This is a genomic window from Olsenella profusa DSM 13989 (genome assembly GCF_030811115.1).
GTDB lineage: Bacteria > Actinomycetota > Coriobacteriia > Coriobacteriales > Atopobiaceae > Olsenella_F > Olsenella_F profusa.
Window position 1 is genome coordinate 954,736 of the sequence record NZ_JAUSQK010000001.1, and the last position, 12,520, is coordinate 967,255.

Consider the following 12,520-nt stretch of genomic DNA (forward strand, 5'->3'; position numbering starts at 1 on the left):
ATGGGGGAGGGGGCCGTCTGGTCCGAGTCCTTCGACTACGACGAGGCGACGTTCTACCGCTACTTCGCCGTGCACATGGGGCCGCATGAGGCCTCCCTGGCGTCTGACCTGCTCGGGCAGGCGGTCGTCTACCTCCTTCTCACAGCGGTGCTCTACGTCGGCCCCATCGTGGGGCTTGCGGCGGGCAGGAGCATCCAGGCGGTCATGGGTGACATGGTGGGGGCCTTGGGGGTCCCGCTGCTCCTTTTCTTCGTCGTCGTCCTGGTGGACGGGGTCGCCTGCCTGGTGCTCGGCGTCCGGGCGCTCAGGGGCTGCCGCCCGGACCCCTCATCGCCCGACTGGCGCGAGCGCGCCCGGCTCTCTCTCGCGTGGGTGGCCGCCGGGCGGGGCGGCTCGCCCTACGACCCGGCCATCGAGAAGGTGTTCGACTTCCGCTACAGGCTCCTCTTGGTGCGCGGGTTCGGTGACGACTGGTACGACGATTACCGCTTCCTCCGAGGCCTGCCCTCTGGCGACGGTGGCCGGGAGCGCCCCCGGCCCGTCCCCCTCTCGGCGGCCGTGTGCGCCGACGGCGTCCGGCGGGGCCCGTCGGGGGAGCTCGTGCCCTGGTCGGAGGTCCACGACCTGCTGGAGGACGGGGACCCCGGCGGCGTGGCCGTCCTGCGCAGCGAGCGGCTGGGGGAGACCCTGCTCCTGAAGGGCGGCTTCGGCGCCCCGTGGGGGGAGGTCAGGGCCTACATCGAGGGCGCCATCAGGCGCAGCCGCCCCAGGCGGAGGATCGGAGGCGCCATCCGCAGGGCCGGCGAGGTCCTGTCCGGCAAGAGGTCGATAGGGGAGTGATTCACAATGAGTATGGTAAGGATCGGCTGGCTTCCGCTGGGCCCCATTGTGATGCTCAGGGGTGAGCGGCTCCCGCGGATGGTGGTGGCCAGGATGGTCGGGGACGCACGGGAGGGCGTCCCCCATGAGTACGCGGGCTGCCTCTACCCGCTGGGTGACGTGGACGACGAGCACCGCCGGTGCTTCGACGGGGACGACGTGGAGTCGGTCGCCTTCCTGGGCTACAAGGGCGCCGCGGAGGTTGACTTCGAGAGGCGCATGGACGCCGCCATGGCCGACCGCAAGGGGAGAGGGCCGGAAGAGGGGTGCCGCTAATCGAACACGGCGCACCTGGCGCAGCGCGCCCCGTCTTCGACCTGCCCGTCGACCCCGGCAGGGACCCGCGGCGGGCGGCGGCCAGGGTCACGGCCGCGGAGCTCACCTACCCGGCCGGCGAGCTGGCGCTCGCCCTGCTGTCGCTCGTCCTGCTCGAGGCCGCCCTCGCGCCGATGGCGGCGGGCGGCGCGGGCGCGTCCCCGCTCGAGGTCGCCGCCGTGGCGCTGGTCCTGTGGGCGACGGCGCACGCCGCCTGCATGCTGCTCCTCGGCGAGCGCCTCGTCGCCTGGCGGCGGGGCGTCCTGCGCCGCGTGACCGGGGGCCGCGGGACCGGGGGCCCGCTGGTCCCCATGCGCCTCTACGAGGACCGCCTCGAGTGGGGGAGGGGCCGGTCGGCGCCCTACTCGGAGGTGTCCCGCGCCCTTGTCTGCGGGGACGTCCTGCTCGTGTGGGTCGGCCCCGGGCGGGCGCTGGTGCCGTCCGCGACCGCGGCCGCCGACGCCTCCTCCCTCGGCCCCGGCGGGCGGGAGGCCCTCGCGCGCTTCCTCGAGGGGGCGGTCAGCCTCGCCAGGAGGGGACCCGGCGGCGGCAGGAGGATCGGCACCCCCTCCGGGCGCCTCGTCCGCCGCCTGTGGTCCTGGACGCTCCGTGCGCTCGCCGTCGTGCTGGCCGCCCTCGGGGTGGTGATGGCCCGGCAGGCCGCCGTGGGCCGCGGCGACGCGGCGCAGGAGGCCCTCCTCGCCGCCTCCCTCGTGGCGGTGGGCGCCGCCATGGCGGCCATGCTGCGCGGGAGGTCGCTCTTCCACCTGCGCACGCGCATGCCCCGGTCGCGGCTCAGGGTCGGCCGCATGCGCGCCGCGGGCCTGCTCTGCGACCTGTGGGCCCGCATGGGGGAGGCGGGGCGCCCTGCGGATGGGGGGACGGGCGGAACGGGTGGGGGGCGCGATGGTGGTGAGCCTTGATAGGGGGACGCCTCCCCTCGGCTCGGTGGTGGCGTTGGGGAGAGGCAGCGTGCCCCTGATGACCCATGGGAGGCTGCGGAGGCGCGGCAAGGTCACCAACCGGCAGCACGTCGAGTCTGTCGTCCCCGCGCCCGCCGACCGGTACGCTATCATCTCCATTGTAGATGGGGGGTCCTGTCGTCCCCGCGCCCACCGACCGGTAGCCGCAGGGGAGGGCATGCCATGGACACGCAGGCAACGACACGCCGCGCCCCCCTCGGGGGCCGCCCCCTCACCCGCCGGGGCCTCCTGCTCGGCTCGGCCGCGGCCGCGCTCGCCCTGGCGGGCTGCGGCGGGGGGCCGGACCCGGACAGGCCCTGGGAGGCGGAGCCAAGGGACACCGCCGGGCTCTGGGGCTACGTGGACGCCTCGGGCGGGTGGGCCATCGCACCGCGCTGGGGGCGCGCGGGCGGGTTCCAGGACGGCGCCGCCCTCGTCGCCTGGGTGGGCGACGATCTCCTGGACAGGTACGTGGGCGTCACTGACGCGTCGGGGCGGCTGGCGTTCGAGCCCCTGCGCGCCCACGACGTCGGCGGGGAGGGCGGGGGGATGTTCTTCAGCTGCGGGCTGGTGTCCGTGGCGCACAGCAGCTGGCGCTACATGGACCGGCACGGCTCCTTCCTCGGCGACGGCGACGGCCGCGGCGACGGGAGGTTCTACTACGCGGGGCCCTTCAACCCCCCGGACGCCTTCATGGGCCGTCCCTACGCCCTGGCGTCCGCCGACGGGGACCGCTGGGGCGTCCTCGGGGCGGACGGCGGGTGGCTGCTGCGGCCGGCGTACGAGGGCCGCCGCCTGCAAGGGGCCGGGGCCGACGCCCGCGCGGCGCTGCTGCCCGCCGGCAGCGGCCCCTCGATGGACTCCGGCGACGTCCTGTGGGGCTACATCGCCCCGGACGGCTCCTGGGCCGTCGAGCCCGCCCTCGCCGCCGCCCGGCCCTTCGTCGGGCTGCTCGCCCCCGCGCGCGACGCGTCGGGCGGCCTGTGGGGCGCGCTGGCGCCGGACGGCTCCTGGGCGGTGGCCCCCGCGTACGCCGCCGCGCACGCCCATGGGCCGGACGCGGGGACGCTGCTGGCCCAGGACCCCTCCTCGGGCCTCTGGGGCCTCGCGGGCGCCGGCGGCTGGGCGGCCGCCCCCTCGTGGTCGGAGGCCAGGCGCCTCGCCGGGGGCGGGCTCCTGGCCCGGGACGCGTCGGGCGGCCTGTGGGGCGTCGCCGCCGACGACGGGTCGTGGGCCGTCTCGCCCCGATGGCAGGACGTCGGGGGCCGCTCGGAGGGCGAGTACGCCGGCACCGCGGCCGAGGAGGAGGGCGGGCGCACCCCCGCGCGGGACCCCTCCTCGGGCCTCTGGGGCCTCGCGGACGCCGCCACGGGCGAGTGGGCGCTCGCGCCGACGTTCCGGTCGGCCCCCTGGTTCGTGGGCCCGGACAGCCTGGGCGCCCAGGAGGGCGGCCCCGACTCGCCCTGCGGCGTCGCGGACGCCTCCACGGGGGAGTGGTCCGTCACGCCGGGGTTCCGGTCCATCGGGCGCTTCGCGGACAACGGCCTCGCCCCGGCGCAGAGCGACGGGTAGCCCGCGGGCGGCGGGCGCCCGCCGCCGGCCCGGGCGGGGCGTCGGCGGCCAGGGGCCCGGCCCCCGTCCGCGCCGGGCTCGCGCGCCGCCAGGGGGTGCCGGCCGACGCCCCCTGGCGGTGCCGCTATGATGAGGGGGAGGCGCCCGGGCACCTCGTTCGGCGATTGGGAGATGCAGGATGAGGATGGGGACGGGAAGACCAACAAGCAGGAATGCGATGGACAGGCGGACTAGCTCCGGCCGGCGGGCCGGCTTCTGTGCCGGGGACCTCTGGGGGGTGACGGGAGTGGCACGGGACACGTTGTGGCGGGGGGCGATGGGCGGGTCCCCCGTGGCCGCCGGTGCGGCGGGCCCCTCCGCCTGCTCGCGGGACGAGGGGGCCGACCCGGGCGCCCTGCCGAAGGGCTACTGGGGCCTCGTCGACTCCTCCGGGGGGTGGGCGCTCGGCCCCCGGTTCGGGGACCTCTCCTCCCCGCGCGGCGGGCTCTGCCTCGCCTCGCGCACGTTCGTCGGCAGGCCGGTGGGCCTCGAGGCCTACGGCGTCGCCGAGGCCGCGTCGGGCGCGTGGGTGGTGCCGCCGAGGTGGCAGGACGTCCGCACCGCCGGCCTCGCGGGCGACGCGTTCGCCGCCAGGGACGCCCGCTCGGGGCTCTGGGGCGTCGCCGGCTGGGACGGGGGGTGGCTGGCCGAGCCGTTCCTGCCCGACGGGCCGAACGAGGGGGACGGCCTGCCCATCCGCCCGTTCGACACCGCCTCCGGCCTGGCCGGCGCCCACGACGCGGCGACGGGCCTCTGGGGCCTCATCGACGCGTCGGGCGCATGGGTCGTGGGGCCGCGCTTCGCCCACGCCTCCACGGGGGGCTCCTCCGGCCTGGCCGCCGCCCACGACGCCGGGAGCGGCCTCTGGGGCCTCGTGGACGCGTCGGGCTCCTGGGTCGCGCCCCCGGCGTTCTCCCAGCTCGAGCCCCCCGGCGCCTCCGGCCTGGCCGCCGCGCAGGACCCCTCGACGGGCGCGTGGGGCTACGCGGGCCCCTCCGGCGGCTGGGCGATGGCCCCCTCCTTCCACCTGGTGGAGGCCAGCCCCGCCTCGGGGCTGGTCGCCGTGCAGCGGGACGGCGACAGCCGGTGGGGGGGCTGGGGGTTCGTCCGCCCCGACGGCTCCTGGGCGGTCGAGCCGCGCTTCACCGACGCGCGCGGCTTCGACGCCGAGGGGACGCGCGGCGTCGCGAGCGAGGGGGGCGGCTACGGGCTCGTCGACCCGTCGGGGGAGTGGGTCTCGGAAGCGAGGCTCTTCTCCGTCCGCCCGTGCGGGGACGGCGGCCTCGCGGCGGCGCGGACCGACCCGGAGTTGCCATGACGGGGGGCCCACGCGGGCGTCGCCGCCTGACCCGCAGGGCGGCGCTCGGCGCCGCGGCGGGCGTCGCCGCGGCCGCCCTGCCCGCGCTCGCGGGGTGCCCCGCCCTCCCCGGCGCCATGCCCGAGGGCTCCGTCCCCGGGCGCTGGGGGCTCGTGGACTCCTCGGGCTCGTGGGCGGTCGCCCCGATGTTCCGCGGGCTCGGCTCGCCCTGGGGCGGGCGCTGCTTCGTGAGCGTCTCGCTGGGTGGTTATTATCACGTCGCCTCCACGGACGCGATGGCCGACGAGGGGGACGCCTACGTGGTCTGGCACACCTGGGGGCAGATCCCCGCCGGCGCGCGGCCGTCCGACGTGGCCTTCGCCGCGGGGTCCGGCCTCGCCTGGGGCATCGTCTCCCCCGACGGCACGTGGGCCACCGACGAGAGGGCCTTCAGGGCCCCCTCCCCCTTCGAGTCGCCCGTGGGCCCCTTCGACTCGTCCTCCGGCCTGGCCGCCGCCCGCGACGCCGCCACGGGCCTCTGGGGCCTCGTGGACGCCTCCGGCTCCTGGGCCGTGGCGCCCGGCCTCTCCCGCGCCCTGTCCGGGGGCTCCTCCGGCCTGGCCGCCGCCCGCGACGCCGCGAGCGGGCTCTGGGGCCTCGTCGCGGCCGACGGGTCCTGGTCGGCCGCCCCGGCGTTCCTCGCGCTCGACCCCCCGGCGGCCTCCGGCCTGGCCGGCGCCCTCGACCCCGCCACGCGCCTCTGGGGCCTCGTGGACGCCTCCGGCTCCTGGGCCGTGCCCCCGTCCTTCGCCGCCCTCGGCAGGGAGCCCGCCTCCCCGCTCTGCCCGGCCCTCGACCCCGCCACGGGGCTCTGGGGCCACGTCGCTGCCGACGGCTCCTGGGCCGTCGCCCCCGCCTTCCCGGAGGTCACGGGCTTCGACCCCTCGGGCTCGCGCGCCCTCGCCGCCGACGGCGACGCCGGCCTCGGCGTCATCGACGCGTCCGGCTCGTGGGTCTCCGCCGCCCGCTTCCCGGACGCGTGCCCCTTCGGCGACGGCGGCCTCGCCGCCGCGAGGTGGGACGGTGGCGGCCGTGCGTGAGGCGGGGGCGAGGGGGGCCTTTGGGATGAGAGGCGGCGACATCCTGCTCAGGAGGCGCGTCCCGCGCCGCGCGTTCCTCACAGCGGCGGGGGCGGCCGCGGCGGCGGTCGCGCTGGCGCCGTGGGGGCCGGCCCTCGCCGGCGCCGGGCTCGGCGCCGCGCGCTGGCGCATGGCGGGCTTCCGCGGCAGGCTCCTCGCCGGGCGCGACCTCGTCGTCGGCCTCGCCGAGGGCGGGGAGCTCCTCTGCGCCGGCGACCCGGGGGTGTGCGCCGCGGCGTCGGGGTGGGGCCCGGTCTCGTCCCCGGTGCTCGCCTGGGTCGACGAGGGGGCCGGCCCCCCGCGCTCCCACGTGGCGGCCGTCCTGCGGGACGGCACCGTGGGGTGCACCTACGGGGAGTGGGCCGCCGCCGTCTCCGGCTGGTCGGGCGTGGCCTCCCTGTTCTGCGACGGCTTCCTCTCGGCCGTCGGCGCCGACGGCAGGCCGCTCCTGCAGGACCCGGCCACCTTCTACGACGTCCCCTACGACCTGTCGGCCTGGCCCGCCTGCGCGAAGGTGGTCGACGGGGGCCGCGGCTTCGTCGCCGGCCTCACGGGGGGCGGCGGGGTGGTCGCCGCGGCGCCGCGCGCGCACGGCGGGGAGGGCTCCGCGGCGGGCCTCGGGAGGTTCTCGGGCGGGGGCGGCCCGCGGGCGGTCGACATCGCATGCGGGCGGGACCCGGGCGGCACGTGGCTCCTCGTGCTGTGCGCCGACGGGACGCTCTGGTACAACCCGTTCGACCGGACGTTCGGCTTCGGGGGGCCCATCCTCAGGGCGTCAGGCGTCGTCGCGGAGCCCGGCGCGGGCCTGGGGCGGGCGGGCGCCGACGAGGCCGCCTGGGAGTTCGGCTGGCAGTGGGGGGGTCCCCAGCGACGCCTCCGCGCACGCGTACTGGGCGCTGCTCGAGGACGGCCGCGTGCACAGGGACCGGATAATGAGCAGGAGCGGCGCGCTCGATCTGGGCTCCGCCGAGCCCGGCGGCGCAATCGCCTGCCGCGGGGCGGCCTCCTTCGACGGCGTGCTCTCGGACGGGTCGTGGGCGGCGGTGCGCGCCGACGGGTCCGTGTGGTGGTCGGGCTCGCGCCTGTGGGGCTGGGACGGCGCCGTGGCCGCGGCCGCGGGCGTGGGCTTCTGCGCCGCGCTCCTCGCCGACGGGACCGTGAGGACCACCCCCGGCGGGCCGGACACGTCCGGCTGGAGGCTCTGGTGAGCCCGCGGCGCGCCGCGGGCGCGCCGGGGCGGGCGGGCTGGCCCTCCCTCGCGGGGGGCTGCCTCCTGTGGGCGGCCTGGTCGGAGGCCGCCGTCGGCGCCGGGCTGCCCACCCGCACCGGGGCGGGGTCGGCGGTGCTCCTCGCCGTGACCGCGCTCGCCCTCGCGCGCGAGGCCGCGCTGCGCGACGGCGCCGCCCCCCGGCGGCGGGGCGGCGCCCTGGCCGCCCTGGCGTCCCTGGCGGCCGGCGCGCTCGTCTCCCTCGCGGGAGGGGCCGCGCTGCCGGCGGCCGAGTCGGCGCAGGTGGTGCCCTGGTGGGACGCCGCGGTGCTCGCCTCGCTCGCCGCGTGCGCCGCCGCCGTCGCGGCGGCCGGGTGGCGCGCGAGGCCGCGCGTCGGTCACCTCGCCCTGTCCCTGGCCCTCGCCGTCCCGGCCGGCGGCCTGTGCGAGGCGCTGCTCCGGGCGGTGCGGCAGGCCCTCCCCGGCGACCTCGCCGCCACGGCGGGCATGGCCGCCACCTTCGCGGCCCTGTGGCTGGTCGTGCGGCCCATGCGCGTGCTGCCCCTTGGGGGCGAGGGGGAGCGCCGGGGCTCGTCCTAGGCCAGCGCCCGGCGGCCGCCCGCGGGCGGGGCCCGTGCGGGCCCGTGTGGGAGCCGGTTTATCCGTGTGGGTGCCTTTCTCCCAGGACGGCCTCTCGCGACCTGCGGCTTCGTGGGCCGGCGCCGGGAGAAAGGCACCCACAGCCAGCGAAAGGCGCCCACACGGGTGGGGAAAGGCTCCCACACGGGGCGGCAGGTGCCCACGACACCCGACGGGCGCCCCTGAAGTGCGCGCTCGACGCGCCCGCAGAATCCTTCCTGGGCAAACGCGGGCCGGACCGCACCGAACGCGCACTTCGGCACGCGCCCGCGAGGGCTGCTGCCGCAACCTGATGCGCGCGAAGCACCTGCTCTCGAAATTCCCGCTCGGGAAGGGGGTCGTCTATCCGGGGAGGAGCGCATGGACGAAGGCCCACAGGGAGTGGCTCGGGAGGCTCGAGTTCGCGGACCACTCCGGGAGGCTCGTCTTCGAGGGGTGCCTCGAGGGCGTGAGGTCGCTCGAGCTCAGGCGCGGCGGGCGGGACAAATAAAGTTCATGCGCTTACGAGCGGGATGACGGTTGCGTGTGAGGTATGCTTCCAACCCTGTTTGCCTGCGATTGCCGCGTTGACGGCGAAATGACGGAGCTGGCAAGGCGTTGATTGCCTCGGGCGCTGACCCCCCGTGTATACTTCAAGGAGATGGGCCCGGGATGACCGCTGATTCAAGTCACCGGGCCTAAATTCGTATCTACGGGAGGTCCGCCTGGCAGACGAGGCTGCACAGAGCATTTCGGCTGAAACCGAACAGGCGGCACCCGCACCCGATGAAAGCATCGCATCGGCTGACTGCACTACCGTTCCTCCCTCCGAGCTCGATGCCAGCGCTGATGGCGACAGCGCCGAGGCGCAAGGCTCCGACACATTGGATTGGCCCGAGCGTTGGCTGTCCGCCAAACGTCTCGCGCCATACCTCGCCGCCTGTGGGGACGACATCGAGACGGCGCTTGACTTGCACGAGTGGGACCTGCGGTTGGGCCAGGTGCTCTTGGGCGACGTTGCGCATTTCGAGGTCGCGCTGCGCAACGCCTACGCTCGTGTGCTCCGAAATGACGTGGGCGACGGGTGGCTTTTCGACGCCACGTCCCCGGTGCGAAGGCCCATCGTGCGCAACAGCAAGGCCAAGAAACCGAGGGACGTAAACCTCGTCAATCGCCGCGCGATTGACGACGCCATCGGAAGGGCACACGACGGGACGAGCCCCGACCAAGTGATCACGGGCCTCACATTAGGTTTCTGGGTTCATCTGACGGACAGGAGCCGCGAGCGCGACCTGTGGATTCCCCACCTGTACAAGGCCTGGCCCGCCGGTGTCGACCGCAGCGCGCTCAACAACGCCCTCCTGGCCATCAACAAGGTCCGCAACCGCGTGGCGCACAGCGAGAGGCTCTTCGACCCGAAGCGACCGGAGCTCTCGCCCCTTTCGGCGGATGCGGATGCCGTGCGGCTGCTGCGGCAGCTGTACCCCGAGGCTGCCGAACGGCTCTATGGCAGCGGTGGGGAGACGCCCGTCGAGCTTTTCGTCAGCGAGTACCCGGCTCCTGCCGCCGTGTCGCTGTGATTGTCCCGCCACGCTTTCGCGCGACAATCCAGCCGACCAGCGCCCATATCCCCATTCCACCAATCCGGCGCCGACATCCTGGCCGACGGTGGCTGCACCTTCCACGACCTCAGGCACAGCTTCGCCACCATGATGATTGCGGGCGGCTGCGACGTGAGGACCGTGGCGAGCTACCTGGGGCACGCGAGCGTGTCCATGACCCTGGACATCTACGCCGACGTTGACCCCGAGGCGAAGCGTGCGGCTGTGGACAAGGTGGCGGACTCGTTCGACGTGGGCCTCGACTCGCTCTATGACCTCCCGAAATACGTTGCAGCGCCGAGCGCAGGTGCGGGCGCACTCACATTCTCGGTGGACCAGCTCAAGGCGATGCTCGCGGCAGCAGAGGAGAGGGGGGCTGTGCATGGTACCGGGGTTGCCGCCCGCTGTCCGCGTCGCAAGCATCTGGCTGGCAGCGGTCGCAACGGCAACCTACCTCTGGAGCCTACCCGAAGATGTCGACCTCATACTCGACTGGCGGCTCATAGGCTACAGTATCGACGAGCCCTGGGAGGAGCGCAGCAACACCAAACAGGACAGGTTCAAGCTCGACACCATCGAGCGCACGAACCGCTACCTCGCCGAAACGTTCGCGCCGTCGCTCAGGGCGTCCATCTCCGAAGAGCTCGGCATCGACGCCGACGTCCGCCCTGCAGAAGAGGAGGAGACGGGTGGTATTCGCGTACCCGCGGATGTTCGCCTCCTCGGCGACGCTCGACGCGATAAGGCTCGAGATCGGGCCGCTCGCGTTATGGACCCCGTCGACGATGGCGGAGGTGATGCCGTACGTCGCCGAACGGCATCCCGAGGTGTTCGACGCGCCGTCTACCTCGGTGAGGACCGCGATACCCGAGCGCACGCTCTGGGAGAAGGCGACCATCCTCCACCAGGAAGCCAACCGCCCCGAGGCGAAGGCGATGCCGCGGCGCTACTCGCGCCACTACTACGACATGTACCGGCTCGGCCGTTCCGACATCGCGGACAGGGCTATCGCCCGCCCGGAGCTGCTCGCCAAGGTCGTCGCGTTCAAGGAGAAGTTCTACCGGACGCCCTGGTCCAGGCTTGCCGATGCGAGACCCGGCACGATCAAGCTGGTGCCTCCGGGCTACCGGGTACCGGAACTTCAACGCGACTACAGCTCCATGCGGTCCATGATCTTCGGCGAAGTCCCGCCATTCGAAGACGTGCTCGCCTTCATGGGGCAATTGGAGGACAAGATCAACGGCTGACGGGCTTGCGCCCTCATGGTGAAATGGCCCACGCCCCAAAGGGCTGTGGCTAACTACCGATAGCGTACACGACCGTGCGCGAGTTCCAGGTCTCGTAGGAGCAAGTGGAGAAAGCGTAAAGGTGCTCGACTTCTACTGGCTCCTCGTGAACCACCTCGCTCTCGCCGAAGCATCCCTTGGCGTACTCGGTGAAGGCCGCATCATCCTCGAATTCGGTCCGCAGCTGCTCGTAGCTCGCGTCGACCACGTTGGCGGCGACGGCTTCGAGCTCGTGCCGTTGGTTGTCGGAGCGCGTGTAGAGGTGAATCGTGCGATGGCCCTCCGCGTAATCGGTATCGCTGAAGCTGGCGAAGTCGGCGAACACGCTGCCGTCGTCCATGTGGTGTCCGTAGACGACCGTGAATGGTCCGTCCAGGGCGCAGTCGCGGGTTATGGGCTTAGACTCATAACGGTGGACGTGAGCGCGCTTGGTAAAATTGCATCAACGGTTCGAGGAGAAAGACTACGGCCATGCCCGACAAGGAACCCACCAGGAATGAATCGGCGATTGCCCTCTCAAGCGATGCGCAGATCAGGGACATGATCTACACCGTGCGGGGCCAGCAGGTCATGCTCGACAGTGACCTAGCCGAGCTGTATGGCGCTGAGACGAAGGTGCTCAACCAGGCCGTGAGCAGAAACTCTAAACGCTTTCCCGACCGATTCTGCTTCCGAGTCACGCGAGAAGAAGCTGAAAGTCTAAGGTCACAAATTGTGACCTTACGCCCTGAACTGGGCAAACAGGACACATGGTGGCGCTACATGCCGCGCGTCTTCACCGAGCAGGGCGTGTCGATGCTCTCCGCCGTGCTGCGCAGCGACACGGCCATCGATGTGAGCGTGCGCATCATGGATGCCTTCGTCGAGATGCGCCACTTCATTGCAGACAACGCCCACATGTTCGAGCAAATCAGGAGCATCGACCATAGGCTGGACGGTCTCGAGCGCTCGACCGACGAGCGCTTCGAGCGCGTCTTCGACTACATGGAGACCCACGAGGCATCGAGCCAGAAGGTCTTCTTCGAGGGTCAGGTCTACGACGCGTTCGAGCTGCTGGTCTCGCTCGTGCAGAGGGCAAAGCGCGAGATCGTCCTGATCGACGGCTACGTGGACACGGGGACGCTCAACATCCTCGCCAAGAAGGGGCCTAGCGTCACTGTCACCGTGTGGACGCATCCCAAGGCCAGCCTCACCAAACGCGACGTCGAGACCTTCAACGCACAATACCCGACGCTTGAAGTGCGCCATACAGCCTCATTCCACGACCGCTTCCTCATCCTGGACGGCACCGAGGGCTACCTGGTGGGAGCGTCCCTGAAGGATGCCGGTAAGAAGAGCTTTGCCCTTGCCAGACTTGAGGATTCCTCCGTCATCAGCTCGATTGTCGCCGCGCTTGGCGAGTAGGTGAATAGAACGTTCAGCAGCTTTGAGATCACAAACTGTGACCTCAAAGTGCTTGGACACCGAAGTTGAGCCTGCGCTCGCTAAAGGCCGCACGGGGGGCGAGGCCCGCCATGCAGGAATGGCGCCACGGGACCGCCCGCCATCCTCGAGACCCTGTGACAGACTTACTGCATCCTTTTCTGCGTTATCCTTGGCAATCAA

Annotated in this window: 14 protein-coding genes; 13 read left to right on the forward strand and 1 reads right to left on the reverse strand. The window is 73.3% G+C overall.

All coding sequences use genetic code 11. From position 1 onward, the window contains the following. The 12 genes from J2S71_RS04350 to J2S71_RS04400 all read left to right on the forward strand — a co-directional run bounded on the left by J2S71_RS04350 (position 1) and on the right by J2S71_RS04400 (position 10,876). On the forward strand, positions 1-840 hold the full coding sequence (locus tag J2S71_RS04350) for a hypothetical protein (RefSeq protein ID WP_307389022.1): 840 nt from the start codon (positions 1-3) through the stop codon (positions 838-840). Positions 841-846: 6 nt separating this feature from the next. Next, positions 847-1,155: a DUF4176 domain-containing protein gene (locus J2S71_RS04355; RefSeq protein WP_307389024.1), complete on the forward strand. Its 309-nt coding sequence runs from the start codon at positions 847-849 to the stop codon at positions 1,153-1,155. After that, positions 1,146-2,117: a hypothetical protein gene (locus tag J2S71_RS04360; protein WP_307389026.1), complete on the forward strand. Its 972-nt coding sequence runs from the start codon at positions 1,146-1,148 to the stop codon at positions 2,115-2,117. The genes J2S71_RS04355 and J2S71_RS04360 overlap by 10 nt, the downstream gene beginning before the upstream one ends. A gap of 222 nt (positions 2,118-2,339) precedes the next feature. Beyond that, positions 2,340-3,728, forward strand: a complete 1,389-nt coding sequence (locus tag J2S71_RS04365; protein ID WP_307389028.1) for a WG repeat-containing protein — start codon at positions 2,340-2,342, stop codon at positions 3,726-3,728. 217 nt (positions 3,729-3,945) lie between these two features. Next, positions 3,946-5,085 carry a WG repeat-containing protein gene (locus tag J2S71_RS04370; RefSeq protein ID WP_307389031.1) on the forward strand — a complete coding sequence of 380 codons (1,140 nt, stop codon included), beginning with the start codon at positions 3,946-3,948 and terminating at the stop codon, positions 5,083-5,085. After that, the gene (locus J2S71_RS04375; RefSeq protein WP_307389032.1) at positions 5,082-6,164 is read left to right on the forward strand and encodes a WG repeat-containing protein; all 1,083 of its coding nucleotides are present in this window, start codon (positions 5,082-5,084) and stop codon (positions 6,162-6,164) included. The genes J2S71_RS04370 and J2S71_RS04375 overlap by 4 nt, the downstream gene beginning before the upstream one ends. 971 nt (positions 6,165-7,135) lie before the next feature. Next, the gene (locus J2S71_RS04380; RefSeq protein ID WP_307389034.1) at positions 7,136-7,411 is read left to right on the forward strand and encodes a hypothetical protein; all 276 of its coding nucleotides are present in this window, start codon (positions 7,136-7,138) and stop codon (positions 7,409-7,411) included. Between the two features lie 134 nt (positions 7,412-7,545). Then, positions 7,546-8,010: a hypothetical protein gene (locus J2S71_RS04385; protein ID WP_307389036.1), complete on the forward strand. Its 465-nt coding sequence runs from the start codon at positions 7,546-7,548 to the stop codon at positions 8,008-8,010. Between the two features lie 331 nt (positions 8,011-8,341). Next, positions 8,342-8,539 (forward strand): hypothetical protein, encoded by a 198-nt coding sequence (locus J2S71_RS04390; protein ID WP_307389039.1) that lies wholly within the window; start codon positions 8,342-8,344, stop codon positions 8,537-8,539. Positions 8,540-8,912: 373 nt separating this feature from the next. Continuing rightward, positions 8,913-9,608 (forward strand): Abi family protein, encoded by a 696-nt coding sequence (locus J2S71_RS04395; RefSeq protein WP_307389040.1) that lies wholly within the window; start codon positions 8,913-8,915, stop codon positions 9,606-9,608. Then, complete coding sequence (locus tag J2S71_RS12250; protein ID WP_370873204.1) at positions 9,609-10,373, forward strand: tyrosine-type recombinase/integrase; 765 nt, start codon at positions 9,609-9,611, stop codon at positions 10,371-10,373. Beyond that, positions 10,319-10,876 carry a nucleotidyl transferase AbiEii/AbiGii toxin family protein gene (locus J2S71_RS04400; protein ID WP_307389042.1) on the forward strand — a complete coding sequence of 186 codons (558 nt, stop codon included), beginning with the start codon at positions 10,319-10,321 and terminating at the stop codon, positions 10,874-10,876. Before J2S71_RS12250 ends, J2S71_RS04400 begins: the two co-directional genes overlap by 55 nt. Before the next feature lie 49 nt (positions 10,877-10,925). Here the strand turns inward: J2S71_RS04400 and J2S71_RS04405 are convergent, their stop codons facing one another. Then, complete coding sequence (locus tag J2S71_RS04405; RefSeq protein WP_370873205.1) at positions 10,926-11,255, reverse strand: sortase family protein; 330 nt, start codon at positions 11,253-11,255, stop codon at positions 10,926-10,928. Between the two features lie 200 nt (positions 11,256-11,455). Between J2S71_RS04405 and J2S71_RS04410 the strand changes: the two genes are divergently transcribed. Beyond that, the gene (locus J2S71_RS04410) at positions 11,456-12,319 is read left to right on the forward strand and encodes an ORF6N domain-containing protein (protein WP_307392426.1); all 864 of its coding nucleotides are present in this window, start codon (positions 11,456-11,458) and stop codon (positions 12,317-12,319) included. Positions 12,320-12,520 lie beyond the last annotated feature (201 nt).

What these genes read in the sequence shown, in the direction of transcription:
- J2S71_RS04370 (WP_307389031.1), top strand. Translation starts at nt 3,946, where the DNA reads ATGGACAGGCGGACTAGCTCCGGCCGGCGGGCCGGCTTCTGTGCCGGG.
- J2S71_RS04355 (WP_307389024.1), top strand. Translation starts at nt 847, where the DNA reads ATGAGTATGGTAAGGATCGGCTGGCTTCCGCTGGGCCCCATTGTGATG.
- J2S71_RS04405 (WP_370873205.1), bottom strand. Translation starts at nt 11,255, where the DNA reads ATGGACGACGGCAGCGTGTTCGCCGACTTCGCCAGCTTCAGCGATACC.
- J2S71_RS04390 (WP_307389039.1), top strand. Translation starts at nt 8,342, where the DNA reads ATGCGCGCGAAGCACCTGCTCTCGAAATTCCCGCTCGGGAAGGGGGTC.
- J2S71_RS04350 (WP_307389022.1), top strand. Translation starts at nt 1, where the DNA reads ATGGGGGAGGGGGCCGTCTGGTCCGAGTCCTTCGACTACGACGAGGCG.
- J2S71_RS04375 (WP_307389032.1), top strand. Translation starts at nt 5,082, where the DNA reads ATGACGGGGGGCCCACGCGGGCGTCGCCGCCTGACCCGCAGGGCGGCG.
- J2S71_RS04365 (WP_307389028.1), top strand. Translation starts at nt 2,340, where the DNA reads ATGGACACGCAGGCAACGACACGCCGCGCCCCCCTCGGGGGCCGCCCC.
- J2S71_RS04410 (WP_307392426.1), top strand. Translation starts at nt 11,456, where the DNA reads ATGATCTACACCGTGCGGGGCCAGCAGGTCATGCTCGACAGTGACCTA.
- J2S71_RS04380 (WP_307389034.1), top strand. Translation starts at nt 7,136, where the DNA reads ATGAGCAGGAGCGGCGCGCTCGATCTGGGCTCCGCCGAGCCCGGCGGC.